Origin of the sequence: Methylocystis sp. SB2 (genome assembly GCF_049817085.1) — a bacterium.
Classification (GTDB): Bacteria; Pseudomonadota; Alphaproteobacteria; order Rhizobiales; family Beijerinckiaceae; genus Methylocystis; species Methylocystis rosea.
Genome location: NZ_CP187401.1, coordinates 2,057,642 through 2,071,499 on the forward strand (window position 1 = coordinate 2,057,642; position 13,858 = coordinate 2,071,499).

Sequence of the window (13,858 nt, forward strand, 5' to 3'; positions counted from 1 at the left end):
AAAAAGCAGCGCGCGGCGGGGCAAACCGCCTAAGCCTTAATCACCAATTCATCGATCGCGAAGACTTGCCCCCAATCCTTCAAAGGGCAAAGATGACCTTCCTTTGCGAACACGCTTTCAATGACCGACCCAATAGGATTTGAGATCAGAAAGGCGACGTCCGGGGATTTTCTCGAGGACGGCTATCTGTCGATCAATCCGGACGTTAGGGTCGCAGTGGCTCAGCGCAAGCTTGGCTCGGGCCGCAAGCATTTCGATCTGCACGGCCGCGACGAAGGCCGCCTCCAGCGCGTTCCGCTGGGCCCTCTGCGCGATGTGCGCAAGATGAAGATCCACAAGCTCAGACCTCTCCTACGAGCCGACATGCCGATGCGCCAGCGCGACGGCAAGCTGGACTTTCTGACGCCGGAACTTCGCGACGCCGCGGGCTTGGCGGAAGTCGAAAATGTCTCAAGCCACAATTACGACGAAGTCGCGCTCGGCATCATCGACAAACACGCTGACGGGCTGGTGCTCGATTGCGGCGCCGGGCGTCGGGACTGGTATTTCCCCAATGTCGTGAATTACGAGATCGTCGACTACGACAGCACCGACGTGCTCGGCGTCGGCGAAGAGCTTCCCTTTGTCGACGGCGCTTTCGACGCGGTCATCTCGGTCGCCGTGCTCGAACATGTGCGCGACCCGTTTCGCTGCGCCAAAGAACTCGCGCGCGTTTTGAAGCCTTCCGGAGAGCTATTCTGCTGCATGCCGCTGCTGCAGCCGGTCCACGCCTATCCGCATCACTATTTCAACGCGACGCCGCAAGGTTTGTGTCGCCTGTTCGAGTCCGATATCGCGGTCGAGGAAGGTTCGCTCACGCCGATCCACCCGCTTTGGGCCATATCCTGGGTGCTGAACAGCTGGTCGCAAGCCTTGCCCGAATCGACTCGGGCGAGATTCCGGGACATGCCCGTCGGGGCGCTGACCGGACAACCCTTGGCGCTTCTCGACGAGCCTTTCGCCGCCGAGCTGCCGCGCGAAAAACAGCTTGAACTCGCCTGCGCGACAGTGCTCGTCGCCAAGAAACGCGCCCTTGCCGCCGCGCCGCCAAAAAGCGCCGCGCCGTCTTTGATCGAGCGGCTCCTGTGGCGCTACATGCGGAAATCTTCGCCAAGATAGATGCGCCGAACGTCCGGATTGGCGACGATTTCGTCAGGCGTTCCTTCGGTCAGCACATGGCCGTTGTAGATGATGTAGGCGCGGTCGGTGAGGCCCAGCGTCTCGCGAACGCTGTGGTCGGTGATGAGCACGCCAATGCCGCGCGCTTTCAAATGCCGCACGAGGTCCTGAATGCCGCCGACCGCAATCGGGTCAATGCCGGCGAAAGGCTCGTCGAGCAGCATGAAGGAGGGATGCCCGGCGAGCGCGCGGGCGATCTCGCAGCGACGCCGTTCGCCGCCGGAGAGCGCGACGGCGGGCGTGTGGCGCATGCGGGTGAGGCGGAACTCTTCGAGAAGCGCCTCCAGCTCCTCCTCGCGCTTTTTGACGTCGGGCTGGGTGATCTCCAGCACGGCGCGGATATTGTCCTCCACCGAGAGGCCCCGGAACACCGACGCCTCCTGCGGCAGATAGCCGATCCCGAGCCGCGCGCGGCGATACATCGGTAGCGGCGTCACATCATAGCCGTCGAGCGAAATCATGCCCTTGTCGGGCTTCACCAGCCCGGTGATCATATAGAAAACAGTGGTTTTGCCGGCGCCATTAGGGCCCAGCAGCCCGACCGCCTCGCCCCGCGCCACATGCAGGCTCACGTCTTCGACGACGCGGCGCGCTTTGTAGGACTTCGCGAGATTATGGATCGAAAGCAGGCCCTGGCCATCGAATCCGGCGGGTTCCCGATAGGCGGAGCCGGGCTCGAAGGCCGGCGGCGGATCAGCCTGTTCGTTTGTCGGCGCGGGTCCCCAGAAGTTTGCGTCGCGCGCCGCCTCGTCGGAATCGTCGCCTAAATTTTGGGCGCCGGCGTCCCGCCATTGGCCTTCCGCGATGTCGTCGGGCTTTCGCGAGCGCCTGACGCCGGAAGCGAGCCGCGCCAGCGACTGGCCGGCGGCGCGAAATCGCATGGAAAGGGCGGAAAGATAGCTCAAGCGCGCCTTATCCGTCGCTCTGGGCGTCCAGCGGTTGGAAGCGACGCGCGCCGCCCCGTCAGGGGCGCCAAACGCCGCTTCGAAAACAATAGCCCGGCGCCGCGCTGCGGCGCCGACGTTGCTGTCAGGCCCAAGGGCGCTTCGCCGCGGCCTGCTTTTCGTAGTCGTCGATCTTTTCGGCCTTTTGGAGGGTCAGGCCGATGTCGTCGAGCCCGTTCAGTAGGCAGTGCTTGCGAAAGGGGTCGATGTCGAATGTGATCACGCCGCCGTCCGGTCCGCGAATCTCCTGCGCCGCGAGGTCGACGGTGAGGGTGGCGTTGGCGCCGCGCTTGGCGTCGTCCATCAGCTTTTCGAGCTCGGCCTCGCTCACCGCGATCGGCAAGATCCCGTTCTTGAAGCAATTGTTATAGAAAATATCCGCGAAACTCGTCGAAATGATGCAGCGGAGCCCGAAGTCGAGCAGCGCCCAGGGCGCATGTTCGCGCGACGAGCCGCAGCCGAAATTGTCGCCGGCGACGAGGATGCGCGCATCGCGGTAGGCCGGCTGGTTCAGGACGAAATCGGGATTCTCGGAACCATCGTCGCGATAGCGCATCTCCGAGAAGAGGCCCTTGCCGAGGCCGGTGCGCTGAATGGTTTTGAGATACTGCTTGGGGATGATCATGTCCGTGTCGACGTTCATGATCGGCAGCGGCGCGGCGACGCCCGTCAGCGTGGTGAACTTGTCCATGTTTCTTTCGATGTGGCGCGAGGAAGTCTAGCGCCCTTTACCAAATCGCCGCAGCGAGGGCAAAGCGCCAAGGGACGCGGGGATCGCCAAAATCAAAATGTTAACTTTGTCGGAGCGTGCTCTGGGCCTCGCTCCCCGCCTCCGCCTTGCCGCCGCGCAGAAGCAGAAAGCCGGCCAGCAACATCGCGGCGCCCCAGATGATGAAGCCCGCGTCATAGATTGGCCATTGGGCGCGATCGACTCGTTCATTCACATGATGGATGCCGAGGACGAGATGGTTGATGACGCCATCGTAGAGGTTGAATCCGCCCCAGCCGATCAGCAGCGCGCCCGCCAGGCGCCGGCCGGACCACATGTAACCGGCGCGGCGCGAGGCGCGCCACAGAAGGAACAGTCCCACGCCGACGCAGACATAAGCGAAACTGTGCAACATCCCGTCCCAATAGGTGTTGAATTCCATGCCCTCGACAGTCCCGGCGGGGCTCCAGTTGCTGACCAGATGATGCCATTGCAAGAGTTGATGCAGGACGATGCCGTCAAAAAAGACGCCAAGGCCCACGCCAAGAATGATCGCGGCGGCGGTCGGAAAGCCGCCCCCGGCGCGGGCGGGACGAATGCTGGCTGACGGCGTCATGGCGATTCCTGCTCCACCCCGTAGACCTTTGCAACGCCCGGGGCCGAGACGTGTTCCGCCCTCGCATTTTTACAAAGTCTTCTGCTAAAGGTGTTGGGCGAAGCTGAAGTCCGAGCGATCTCGCCATGACGCTGCCCACCACGCTGAACGGTCTGCTTATCGAAGTCCTCGGCTATCTCGCCGCGGCGGCGAGCGTGTTCGTTTATGTGTCGAACACCATGATCCCGCTGCGGATCGCGGCGATCCTCGCCAATGCGCTGTTCGCCGCTTACTTTTTCCTCAAAGGTCTCTACCCGCTCTTCGCGCTCAACGCCTTTCTGGTCCCGGTCAACATCGTGCGGCTCCGGCAGATCCGGCGGCTGGTCCAGGACATTCGCGCCGCCGCCTCCGAGGATTTCGATTTCGAATGGCTGCGTCCCTATATGCGGCCCATAAAGCTTTCCGAAGGCTTCGTCCTGCATCGCATCGGCGATCTGTCCGAGGAAGCCTATCTCTTAGTGCACGGCGAGATCCATCTGCGCGAGCCCGACGTCACGTTGAAGCCCGGAACGCTCTTTGGCGAGATGGGCATGTTCACCAATGAAAACCGCCGCACCGCCACCGCGGTCGCCGCGACCGACGTCGAGCTTCTCTGCGTGCGCTACGACGATCTCTTGCAGCTCGCGGCGCAGACGCCGCAATTCGGCTTTTACCTGATGCGGCTCATGGTTCAGCGCATGCAGCACAATGTGGAGCTCGCCCGCGCCCGCAAGGGATGAGCGTCATTGCGCAGCGAAGCGACTGGCTCCCTCAGGTGCGCGTCATGCCCGCGCTTGTCGCGGGCATCCACGCCGAGACACTGCGCCATGTTCTCCCAATCTGCGTCGCCATAAAGACGTGGATGGCCGGGACAAGCCCGGCCATGACGGGCGGGCGTTTACGAAATGCGTCGATGGAGAAACGAATGTCGCAAAAAATCTACCCCGTCCCCGACGACTGGAAAAAGAACGCGCGCATCGACGAAGCGACCTATCGCCGGCTCTATGAACGCTCCATCAAGGATCCAGACGGCTTCTGGGCAGAGCAGGCGCAGCGCATCGACTGGATCACGCCCTTTTCAAAAGTGAAGCGCACCAGCTTCGACACGCATAATGTTTCGATACGCTGGTTCGAGGACGGCACGACCAATGTCGCGATGAATTGCATCGACCGACATCTGCCGGAGCGCGCCAACAAGACCGCGATCATCTGGGAAGGCGACGATCCTTCCGTCTCGCGCCACATCACTTACGCCGAGCTGCATGAGGAAATCTGCCGCTTCGCCAATGTGCTCAAGAGGCACGGCGTCAAGAAGGGCGACCGCGTCACCATCTATCTGCCGATGATCCCAGAGGCCGCTTTCGCCATGCTCGCCTGCGCGCGCATCGGCGCCGTTCATTCGGTGGTCTTCGGCGGCTTCTCGCCGGATTCGCTCGCCGGACGCATCGCCGACGCGGAGTCAGAGGTCATCGTGACGGCCGACGAAGGCCTGCGCGGCGGCAAAAAAATTCCGCTGAAAGCCAATGTCGACGCGGCGCTCGACAAGGTTTCCGCGAAGACGGTCATCGTCGTGACGCGCACCGGCGCCGAGATCGACATGCAGCCCGGCCGCGACTTCCGCTATGAGGAAGAAGCCGCGCGCGTGCACGCCGATTGTCCCTATGCGGAGATGGACGCGGAAGATCCGCTGTTCATCCTTTACACGTCCGGCTCGACCGGCAAGCCGAAGGGCGCGCTGCATACGACCGGCGGCTATCTCGTCTACACATCGCTCACCCATGAACTCGTCTTCGACTATCGCGAGGGCGACGTCTATTGGTGCACGGCGGATGTGGGCTGGGTGACCGGACACAGCTATATCGTCTACGGCCCGCTCGCCAATGGCGCGACGACGCTGATGTTCGAAGGCGTGCCGAATTATCCGAGCGTGTCGCGTTTCTGGGAGATCGTCGACAAGCATAAGGTCGATATTTTCTACACGGCGCCAACCGCCATTCGCGCGCTGATGGCGGCGGGCGAAGCGCCTGTGAAAAAGACCAGCCGCAAGTCGCTGCGCCTGCTCGGCTCCGTTGGCGAACCGATCAATCCGGAAGCGTGGGAATGGTATCACCGCGTCGTCGGCGAAGGCCGCTGCCCGATCGTCGACACATGGTGGCAGACGGAGACCGGCGGCGTGCTGATCTCGCCGCTGCCCGGCGCGATTGATCTGAAGCCCGGCTCGGCGACGCGGCCCTTCTTCGGCGTCGCGCCGGAGATCGTCGATCCGCTCGGCAATGTTCTTCAGGGCCAGTGCGAAGGGCTGCTCGTCATCGCCGATTCATGGCCGGGGCAGATGCGCACCGTCTATGGCGATCACGAACGTTTCGCGCAGACCTATTTCTCCGCTTTTCCCGGCAAATATTTCACCGGCGACGGCGCCAAGCGCGACGCCGACGGCGATTACTGGATCACCGGCCGCGTCGACGACGTCATCAATGTTTCGGGCCATCGCCTCGGCACCGCCGAAGTCGAAAGCGCGCTCGTCGCGCATGAGAAAGTCTCGGAAGCCGCCGTCGTCGGCTATCCGCACGACATCAAGGGGCAGGGCATCTACGCCTTCGTCACGCTCAATCAGGGCGTGACGCCGAGCGAACATCTGCGCAAGGAGCTGGTGCATTGGGTGCGCCATGAGATCGGGCCGATCGCGACGCCCGACATCGTGCAATTCGCGCCGGGCCTGCCGAAGACGCGCTCGGGCAAGATCATGCGGCGCATTTTGCGCAAGATCGCCGAAGGGGAGTTTGGCGCGCTGGGCGACACCTCGACGCTCGCCGACCCGGGGGTGGTGGAGGAGCTGGTGCGGGAGAGGCCGGGTGAGTAACGCCCGATAGGGGACTGAATTATGAGCCCAGAATTTCAGCGCGCCGTCGAGTCGCTACATGCCAAGTTAGAACATTTGATAGAATCGGCGCCGTTTGAAAAAGGAGCGGCCCTTCCACAAAAAGGAATCTATCTTTTTAGCGAGAACGGTACAGCCTTCTATGTTGGTCGTTCGAACAACATTCCCCAGCGTCGTCGACAGCATACCCTCCGTTGCTCTCAAACAAACCAAGCAGCGTTAGCGGCACTGATGGCTCGCGCAGAGACCAAGCGAAAAGTTGATTACCGAAAAGGCGCACGCGCGAGATTGCTACAGGATCAAGAATTCATGAACGCTTTTAACGCGGCGAAGAAGCGCGTCAGGGCAATGGAATTTCGAGCGGTCGAAGAATCGGATCAAACTAAGCAGGCGCTTCTGGAAGTTTATTGCGCCATTACACTCAAGACCCCGCACAACGATTTCGGCACCCACTAGGCTTTCGCCGCCTCGCCGCTTAAGACGTCGTGGTTCGCTTATTTCTTTATCTAACAGCACCAGCGCTTCCGGCGCGAGCACCCGCCAGTAACTCGATATCGGCGAAGTGCGCGGCTTCGGCGCCAGTCCAGTCGAGCTTCTTCACAAAGCAACGCAGCCATAGGCCTTGAGCAGAAGACAACCCTGGCGAAAAACCGCCCCTGATTGGCGCCCTGCCGCCTGTTCCGCCGCCCTGCCGCGCCTCATCTTACCTCTTCACAACAGAGGATCCAGGAGATGCGGCGCTTTCTTGCCATCCTCGTCGGACTCGTCGCGGCTACCCCCGCACGCGCGGATTCCGATGTGGAGCATGCACGATATTCGGTGGCCTCCTCGACAGGGGCCATCGAAATTCGCGACTACGCGCCGCAGATCGTCGCAGAGACGACGGTCGCCGGCGAGCGCGGCGCAGCCATTAGCGAAGGCTTCCGCCGCCTCGCCGGTTATATTTTCGGCGACAATTCCCCGCAGCGGAAAATCGCCATGACCGCCCCCGTCGGACAGGAGTGGAAGGGCGGCGACTGGAAAGTGCGCTTCACCATGCCCGCCGAATACAACATGGCGAACCTGCCCAAGCCCAACAGCGCGGACGTCAAACTCGCCGCCGCGCCGGGCAAGCGCATGGCGGCGATCCGCTTCTCCGGACTCGCCGGCGACGACGCCCTCGCGGAAAATCAGGCGAAGCTGCTCGATTATCTGAAGCGCCAGAGGATCTCGCCCAAGGGCGAGCCGCAATACGCCTTCTACGACCCGCCCTGGACGCTGCCTTGGAACCGGCGCAACGAAGTCCTGGTCGAGATCTCCCGCGAGTGAGCGCTGGCCGCTGCCATTCAATTCCGCACTCGACTTCGGTTGGCGAGAACTGGCGCTGCATTGGCAAGCCTGCGGCTATCTGAAGCAGAGCTTTTGGCTTCTCATCCGCGAGAGCCTCGTTTCGGAGGATGGCGATGCGGCGGGCGTTGTCCGCCACTCGAGATTGGCGCGGAGCCACCCGCTCCGCGCCGATCGTGATGCGTCAAAGACGACGGTTTCGGCGACGCTCCTCCCGCGACGCCGGATCCGCGACACCGCGCCGCGAACCATCGCCGAGACGACGGCCACCGACGAGCGCGGCGTCAATCCAAGCTTGGCGTCGCCTCGTCGGCCAAATGTCGTCCGATGTCCGGACGCGCCGCGAAGCGCAGTCTATTTCTTGACAAACAACGCCAGCGCCTCCGGCGCCAGCACGCCGCCGGTGATCTCGACGGTTTCAAACGGCGCGGCCTGCGCCACGGCTTTGCTCGTAATCATGATCTGCCCGATGCGCTTCTCAAGCTGCTCGATCGACGCGGCGTAGACGACACGCCCAATTCCGCACCAGACGATCGCGCCCATGCACATCGGGCAGGGCTCGCCCGACGTGTAAAGCGTCGCGCCCTTGAGATCCTTGGCCGGATTGTCGGCGACGAAGCGGCGAATCGCCACCATCTCGCCATGCGCGGTTGGATCGTTGTTCGTCACGCCGAGATTGCGTCCCGTCGCGACGACCTTGGCGTCGCGCACGATGACGGCGCCAAAGGGAAAGTCGCCCTTGGCGGCTTCAGCGATGGCAAGCCGCATGAAGCCTTCGTCTTCCGGCAGGACGGGCGCACGCTTGGCATGGCCATGCGCCGGCGCGGCGCCAAAAGCTAGCCCAAAACCTGCGCCGATCGTCGCCAGCGCGGCGCGCCGATTGAAGCGGCCGCCGTCGCAGCCGCATGTCGTTTGGCTCATTTCCCGCTCCAGCGCGCGTTTCGGCTTCAGGCGCCAACTTGACACGGCGAACCCCCCGGCGCCACACGCGGCGACCAAACAATAATAAAGCAGGGGCGGTTACGCATGCAGAAGGCTTTCATTTTTCCGGGTCAGGGATCTCAGGCGGTCGGCATGGGCAAGGCGCTGTTCGACGCCTTCGCGCCCGCGCGCGCAGTTTTTGCCGAGGTCGACGATGCGCTGTCGCAGCCGCTCTCGAAACTCATGTTCGAAGGTCCTGAAGCCGAGCTGACGCTGACCGCCAACGCCCAGCCGGCGCTGATGGCGGTTTCGCTCGCGACGCTTCGCGCCCTGGAAGCCGAATGCGGCCTTGATCTTCCGCGCGACGCGGCCTTCGTCGCCGGACATTCGCTCGGCGAATATTCCGCTCTCGCGGCGGCGAGCGCGCTGACGATTTTTGATACGGCGCGGCTGCTGCGCATTCGCGGCGACGCCATGCAGAAGGCGGTCCCTGTCGGAGAAGGCGCCATGGCGGCGCTGCTCGGCGCCGATCTCGATGAGGCGCGCGCCGTTGCAGAGGAGGCGACGACGGCCGCGAACGGCGTCTGCCAGGTCGCCAATGACAATGGCGGCGGCCAGGTGGTGATTTCCGGCGCGAAGACCGCCGTCGACAAGGCGATCGACATCGCCAGGGAGAAGGGAATCAAGCGCGCGCTGCTGCTGCCGGTCTCCGCGCCCTTCCATTGTGCGCTGATGCAGCCCGCCGCAGACGCGATGCGCGAGGCGCTCGCCGGAGCGGCGATCAGCACCCCGCGCGTTCCGGTGGTCGCCAATGTGACGGCGGAGCCGACGCAGGACCCGGAGGCGATTCGCCGACTGCTCGTCGAGCAGGTCACCGGCGCGGTGCGCTGGCGCGAATGCGTGGCCTATATGGCGAGTCACGGCGCGACGAAGTTCGTCGAATGCGGCTCGGGCAAGGTTCTCGCCGGGCTTTTGAAGCGGATCGCGCCGCAGGCAGCAGGCGTTTCCGTGGGCGCGCCGGCCGATTTCGACGCCTATCGCGCCTTCGCGTAGAGGCTCGAGAACCAAAGAGAGCCAAAAGAAAAGGCCCGGTCGCGAGGACCGGGCCCATTCTCTCGACCGTAAGGTCGATCCGTCGGATTAGTACTTGGCCAACACCGGCGCCGGGGAGCCGAAGTTGAAGTGGTAGTTGATGCCGGCGCGGATCGTGTGGAAGCGCGTGCGGTTGTTGGTGCTGTTGAGGCCCCAACCCGGGTTGAACGCCCACAGCCAGTTGTTGTTGTTGTTCCCGGTGCCGCTGATCTGCGTATACAGATACTCGACCTTCGCGGACCAGTTCGGGAAGAACATCCACTCGGCGCCGCCGCCAGCCGTCCAGCCGGTCTGCACCGCAGAGTTCTGGTTCCACCAGCTGTTGCGCTGCACTTCGCCATAGGCGAAGCCGCCCGTGCCGTAGACCAGCAGTTGCGGGCTCAGCAGGGTGATGCCGACGCGGCCGCGAACGGTGCCGAACCAGTTCAAACGCGCCGTGCCTGCGCCGCCGCCGCCGAAGCCGCCGAACAACCACCAGTTGTTGTTGTTGTTGCCGCCGCCCGAACCAAGGCTGGTGCCCTGGAAGTCGGTCTCGGCGCCGACGACGAACATCGGCGTAACCTGGAAGTTATAGCCGATCTGACCGCCGCCGATGACACCGCCGGTGCTGTTGTTGCCGTTGTTCCAGCCCCAGTTCCAACCCTGATTGGAGGAATTGCTGGCGAAGAAGCCACCGCCGAGGTTAAGACCGGCGTAGAACCCGGTCCACGTCATGATCGGCGGCGGGGGGATGTACGGCGGAGGAGCCTTGTGGGAGGGTAGATCGGCGGCGTTCGCGGCGCCGGCGAAAAGCGCCGTCGCCAGAGCCAGAGCCGAGATCGCTGTCTTCATCTCTCTATCCTTCATTTTGAGCCAACTTAAATTCATAGGTGCGCGTCAGTCCCGTGACTCTTTCGGACGTTCCGTGGACGCTGACCCCCAAGCACGGCGGACTGTGCGCAAATTTCTCGCGGGAAACAACAAACAGAAGGTAAAATCGGGCCCAAAAGACCCAAAAGATTTCGACTGTTGCAGTTACGCCACAATGAAGTTTGACGCAGATTCCGATGCGTTGTTGAGCAATTCAGTCTCGAATCCGTCGCTTGCGAAACGAAGTCGTACTGACGCCCACTTTCTCCCAATATCCGATCGGGCGTCGGTGACGTCCGCCGTAGTGGAGGCGGTCGTTTGAAGTTGAACCGCGGCTGAAAAAAGGCCACTCCCCGAACTGAGCTATAAGACTCACGCCATCGGGATGAGGGAGGAGAGGGAAGATATGTTTGATCTCAACGGCAAGACTGCGCTCGTCACGGGCGCGAGCGGCGGAATCGGCGCGGCGATCGCGCGCGCGCTTCACGCCGCCGGCGCGATCGTGGCGCTTTCCGGCACGAGGAAAGAGGCGCTCGAGGCGCTTGCCGGCGAATTGAACGGCCGCACGCACATTCTGCCCTGCAATCTTTCGCAAAAGGACGAGACCGAAAAGCTCGTCCCCGCGGCGGAGGCGGCGATGGGCGGTCTGGACATTCTCGTCAATAACGCCGGCATCACCCGCGACATGTTGTTCATGCGCCTCAAGGATGAGGACTGGGACGCCGTCATCAACGTCAATCTGACGTCGGCCTTTCGCCTGTCGCGCGCGGCGCTGCGCGGGATGATGAAAAAGCGCTTCGGCCGAATCATCCAGATCACGTCGGTCGTCGGCGTGACCGGCAATCCCGGGCAAGGCAATTACGCCGCCGCCAAAGCGGGCATGATCGGCATGTCGAAGTCGCTGGCCGCCGAGGTCGCCTCGCGCGGCGTGACGGTCAATTGCGTCGCGCCCGGATTCATCGAAAGCCCGATGACCGACGCGCTGACAGACGCCCAGAAGGAGGCGATCCTTCGCATGGTGCCGACGGGACGGCTCGGGACCGGCGCCGACGTCGCCGCCGCCTGCGTCTATCTGGCCAGCGCCGAGGCCGCCTATGTCACCGGGCAGACCCTGCACGTCAATGGCGGCATGGCCATGATCTAGGAGAGGCGAATCGCCTGAAAAACGCGTCCGCGGCGACCTTTCGCCGCGTGCGTGAGAACCCGGGGGCGCCTCTCGCCATGCTCAGGGAAGTATGCTACCAGACCTCGCCGCTGAGGGGCGGCGTCGCCGCGATTTAAACCCGGTGGAGCAAGTCGCAACGCGTCTCGCACACATCAGGGCGATCGGCGCGCGATTGCACGTTAAAGGGATGAAGGGCGATCACGGAGCGCGCCAGCAGGCCTGCTCTAAATCGCCACACGGCGCGTGAGGCGCCAAACGCAGACAGGGATAAAAGAAGATGAGCGATGTCGCCGAGCGCGTGAAAAAGATTGTTGTCGAGCATCTCGGCGTCGAAGCCGACAAGGTCGTCGACAAAGCCAATTTCATCGACGATCTGGGAGCCGATTCGCTCGATACCGTCGAACTCGTCATGGCTTTCGAGGAAGAATTCGGCGTCGAGATTCCCGACGACGCCGCCGAGACGATTCTCACTGTGGGCGATGCAGTGAAGTTCCTCGAAAAGGCGAAAGCCGCCTGACGAACTGAAGATTCAAGCGCACGGCGGATCCTCTCGCGAGGCTTCGCCGGCGCCGCCATTTCCGACAACATAACAGTTCGAGAGTAGAGCCATGCGCAGGGTGGTCGTCACCGGTCTTGGCGTCGTATCTCCTTTGGGCTGCGGCGTGGAGACCAATTGGCGCCGTCTCGCCGCCGGAGAATGCGGCTTCAAACGTATCGACACATTCGAGGCCTCCGACCTCGCGTGCCAGATTGCGGCGGTCGTGCCGCGGGGCGACGGCACGAACGGCACGTTCAATCCTGACGACTGGTTCGATCCCAAAGAGCAGCGCAAGGTCGATGATTTCATCATCTATGGCGCGAGCGCCGCGACCCAGGCGTTAAAAGATTCCGGCTGGGTGGCCGACACCCCAGAGAAGCAGGAATCGACTGGCGTTCTGATCGGCTCCGGCATCGGCGGGCTCGGCGGCATCTACGAAACCTCCGTCACCTTGAGGGAGAAGGGACCGCGCCGCGTGTCGCCTTTCTTCGTCTCTGGCCGAATCATCAATCTCGTGGCCGGCTATGTTTCCATCATGCACGGCCTGAAGGGCCCGAATCATGCGGTGGTGACGGCCTGCGCCACCGGCACGCACGCCATCGGCGATGCGGGGCGCATCATCGCGGTGGGAGAGGCCGACGTGATGGTCGCCGGCGGCGCCGAATCGCCCGTCAATCGCATTGGGGTCGCCGGCTTTGCCGCGTGCCGCGCGCTGTCGACCGGCTTCAACGATCGCCCCGAAGCCGCCTCCCGGCCCTATGACAAGGACCGCGACGGCTTCGTGCTTGGCGAAGGCGCTGGCTGCGTCGTGCTTGAGGAATATGAGCACGCCAAGGCGCGTGGCGCGAAAATCTACGCCGAACTTATTGGCTACGGCATGTCGGGCGACGCCTATCACATCACCGCGCCGGCGCCCGATGGCGACGGCGCCTATCGCTGCATGAAGGCGGCGCTGAAGCGCGCCGGCATTTCCGTCACCGACATCGATTACGTGAACGCGCACGGCACGTCGACGCCGCTCGGCGACGAGATCGAACTCAAAGCCGTCGAACGTCTTCTTGGCAATGTCGAACCCAAGCTCGCCATGTCATCGACGAAATCTGCGATCGGCCATCTGCTCGGCGCCGCCGGCGCCGTCGAAGCGATCTATTCGATCCTGGCGATGCAGGCGAATGTCGCGCCGCCGACGCGCAACCTCGACAATCCCTCGGTTGCAACGACGATCGACCTCGTGCCGCACAAAGCCCGCGAGAAGGAAATCAATATCGCTTTGTCGAATTCCTTCGGTTTTGGCGGCACGAACGCCTCGCTGCTGTTTCGCCGCGCCTCCTGAGCAGGGGCGCTCAACCGGCGCATTCGAACGTCTATCGCGCGATGCGCCGGAGCCTGCGAACCTAAGCGGCGCATTCCTGAATTCGCCACAATGAGGCATAGTGTAAGTCCTCGGCGATAATCGGCGTGAGACCTTCGACGTTTGATGGGCGTAGTGCGATGAGCGAAGCGGACAATAAAGGCGCGCCCGAAAAGCCAACAGACGCCGCAGCGGCGGCCCCGAGCGCGCCGACCTCGGCCGAAAACGCCGAA

14 protein-coding genes are annotated in these 13,858 nt (G+C 63.1%); 9 read left to right on the plus strand and 5 right to left on the minus strand.

Translation table 11 applies throughout. From position 1 onward, the window contains the following. Window positions 1-120 precede the first annotated feature (120 nt). A complete protein-coding gene (locus ACPS74_RS10075) occupies window positions 121-1,158 on the plus strand; it encodes a class I SAM-dependent methyltransferase (protein WP_051381845.1) in 1,038 nt (345 codons plus the stop codon). On the opposite strand, the gene lptB is transcribed toward ACPS74_RS10075, so the two are convergent. The 3 genes from lptB to ACPS74_RS10090 form a co-directional block, all read right to left on the minus strand. Next, window positions 1,131-2,123: an LPS export ABC transporter ATP-binding protein gene (gene lptB, locus ACPS74_RS10080; protein WP_029651869.1), complete on the minus strand. Its 993-nt coding sequence runs from the start codon at window positions 2,121-2,123 to the stop codon at window positions 1,131-1,133. The two genes, ACPS74_RS10075 and lptB, sit on opposite strands and share 28 nt — an antisense overlap. 124 nt (window positions 2,124-2,247) lie before the next feature. Further along, entirely contained in the window at window positions 2,248-2,853 is a 606-nt protein-coding gene (gene leuD, locus ACPS74_RS10085) for a 3-isopropylmalate dehydratase small subunit (protein WP_029651868.1), read from the minus strand. Window positions 2,854-2,953: 100 nt separating this feature from the next. Next, window positions 2,954-3,487, minus strand: coding sequence for a DUF2243 domain-containing protein (locus ACPS74_RS10090; RefSeq protein WP_029651867.1), 534 nt, complete (start codon window positions 3,485-3,487; stop codon window positions 2,954-2,956). A gap of 125 nt (window positions 3,488-3,612) precedes the next feature. Between ACPS74_RS10090 and ACPS74_RS10095 the strand changes: the two genes are divergently transcribed. The 4 genes from ACPS74_RS10095 to ACPS74_RS10110 all read left to right on the plus strand — a co-directional run bounded on the left by ACPS74_RS10095 (window position 3,613) and on the right by ACPS74_RS10110 (window position 7,691). Then, complete coding sequence (locus tag ACPS74_RS10095; protein ID WP_018406400.1) at window positions 3,613-4,245, plus strand: Crp/Fnr family transcriptional regulator; 633 nt, start codon at window positions 3,613-3,615, stop codon at window positions 4,243-4,245. A 185-nt stretch (window positions 4,246-4,430) separates the two neighbouring features. Continuing rightward, window positions 4,431-6,365, plus strand: a complete 1,935-nt coding sequence (gene acs, locus ACPS74_RS10100; RefSeq protein ID WP_029651866.1) for an acetate--CoA ligase — start codon at window positions 4,431-4,433, stop codon at window positions 6,363-6,365. Window positions 6,366-6,386: 21 nt separating this feature from the next. Further along, window positions 6,387-6,839 carry a GIY-YIG nuclease family protein gene (locus ACPS74_RS10105; protein ID WP_157055296.1) on the plus strand — a complete coding sequence of 151 codons (453 nt, stop codon included), beginning with the start codon at window positions 6,387-6,389 and terminating at the stop codon, window positions 6,837-6,839. A 276-nt stretch (window positions 6,840-7,115) separates the two neighbouring features. Continuing rightward, complete coding sequence (locus ACPS74_RS10110; protein WP_029651864.1) at window positions 7,116-7,691, plus strand: SOUL family heme-binding protein; 576 nt, start codon at window positions 7,116-7,118, stop codon at window positions 7,689-7,691. A 372-nt stretch (window positions 7,692-8,063) separates the two neighbouring features. Here the strand turns inward: ACPS74_RS10110 and ACPS74_RS10115 are convergent, their stop codons facing one another. Then, window positions 8,064-8,630, minus strand: coding sequence for a nucleoside deaminase (locus ACPS74_RS10115; protein WP_239753695.1), 567 nt, complete (start codon window positions 8,628-8,630; stop codon window positions 8,064-8,066). A 105-nt stretch (window positions 8,631-8,735) separates the two neighbouring features. Here ACPS74_RS10115 and fabD point away from each other — a divergent pair, with 105 nt between their 5' ends. Continuing rightward, on the plus strand, window positions 8,736-9,683 hold the full coding sequence (fabD, locus tag ACPS74_RS10120) for an ACP S-malonyltransferase (protein ID WP_029651862.1): 948 nt from the start codon (window positions 8,736-8,738) through the stop codon (window positions 9,681-9,683). Between the two features lie 87 nt (window positions 9,684-9,770). Here fabD and ACPS74_RS10125 read toward each other — a convergent pair whose 3' ends face one another. Continuing rightward, window positions 9,771-10,553, minus strand: coding sequence for an outer membrane protein (locus ACPS74_RS10125; RefSeq protein ID WP_029651861.1), 783 nt, complete (start codon window positions 10,551-10,553; stop codon window positions 9,771-9,773). Between the two features lie 424 nt (window positions 10,554-10,977). Between ACPS74_RS10125 and fabG the strand changes: the two genes are divergently transcribed. From fabG to fabF, 3 genes are all read left to right on the plus strand, one after another. Continuing rightward, window positions 10,978-11,715: a 3-oxoacyl-[acyl-carrier-protein] reductase gene (fabG, locus tag ACPS74_RS10130; RefSeq protein ID WP_029651860.1), complete on the plus strand. Its 738-nt coding sequence runs from the start codon at window positions 10,978-10,980 to the stop codon at window positions 11,713-11,715. 298 nt (window positions 11,716-12,013) lie between these two features. Continuing rightward, a complete protein-coding gene (locus ACPS74_RS10135; RefSeq protein WP_014891668.1) occupies window positions 12,014-12,253 on the plus strand; it encodes an acyl carrier protein in 240 nt (79 codons plus the stop codon). A gap of 91 nt (window positions 12,254-12,344) precedes the next feature. Then, complete coding sequence (gene fabF, locus ACPS74_RS10140; RefSeq protein ID WP_029651859.1) at window positions 12,345-13,607, plus strand: beta-ketoacyl-ACP synthase II; 1,263 nt, start codon at window positions 12,345-12,347, stop codon at window positions 13,605-13,607. The last annotated feature ends 251 nt before the right edge of the window (window positions 13,608-13,858 follow it).

What these genes read in the sequence shown, in the direction of transcription:
- ACPS74_RS10075 (WP_051381845.1), top strand. Translation starts at nt 121, where the DNA reads ATGACCGACCCAATAGGATTTGAGATCAGAAAGGCGACGTCCGGGGAT.
- leuD (WP_029651868.1), bottom strand. Translation starts at nt 2,853, where the DNA reads ATGGACAAGTTCACCACGCTGACGGGCGTCGCCGCGCCGCTGCCGATC.
- ACPS74_RS10090 (WP_029651867.1), bottom strand. Translation starts at nt 3,487, where the DNA reads ATGACGCCGTCAGCCAGCATTCGTCCCGCCCGCGCCGGGGGCGGCTTT.
- ACPS74_RS10095 (WP_018406400.1), top strand. Translation starts at nt 3,613, where the DNA reads ATGACGCTGCCCACCACGCTGAACGGTCTGCTTATCGAAGTCCTCGGC.
- acs (WP_029651866.1), top strand. Translation starts at nt 4,431, where the DNA reads ATGTCGCAAAAAATCTACCCCGTCCCCGACGACTGGAAAAAGAACGCG.
- ACPS74_RS10105 (WP_157055296.1), top strand. Translation starts at nt 6,387, where the DNA reads ATGAGCCCAGAATTTCAGCGCGCCGTCGAGTCGCTACATGCCAAGTTA.
- ACPS74_RS10110 (WP_029651864.1), top strand. Translation starts at nt 7,116, where the DNA reads ATGCGGCGCTTTCTTGCCATCCTCGTCGGACTCGTCGCGGCTACCCCC.
- ACPS74_RS10115 (WP_239753695.1), bottom strand. Translation starts at nt 8,630, where the DNA reads ATGAGCCAAACGACATGCGGCTGCGACGGCGGCCGCTTCAATCGGCGC.
- fabD (WP_029651862.1), top strand. Translation starts at nt 8,736, where the DNA reads ATGCAGAAGGCTTTCATTTTTCCGGGTCAGGGATCTCAGGCGGTCGGC.
- ACPS74_RS10125 (WP_029651861.1), bottom strand. Translation starts at nt 10,553, where the DNA reads ATGAAGACAGCGATCTCGGCTCTGGCTCTGGCGACGGCGCTTTTCGCC.
- fabG (WP_029651860.1), top strand. Translation starts at nt 10,978, where the DNA reads ATGTTTGATCTCAACGGCAAGACTGCGCTCGTCACGGGCGCGAGCGGC.
- ACPS74_RS10135 (WP_014891668.1), top strand. Translation starts at nt 12,014, where the DNA reads ATGAGCGATGTCGCCGAGCGCGTGAAAAAGATTGTTGTCGAGCATCTC.
- fabF (WP_029651859.1), top strand. Translation starts at nt 12,345, where the DNA reads ATGCGCAGGGTGGTCGTCACCGGTCTTGGCGTCGTATCTCCTTTGGGC.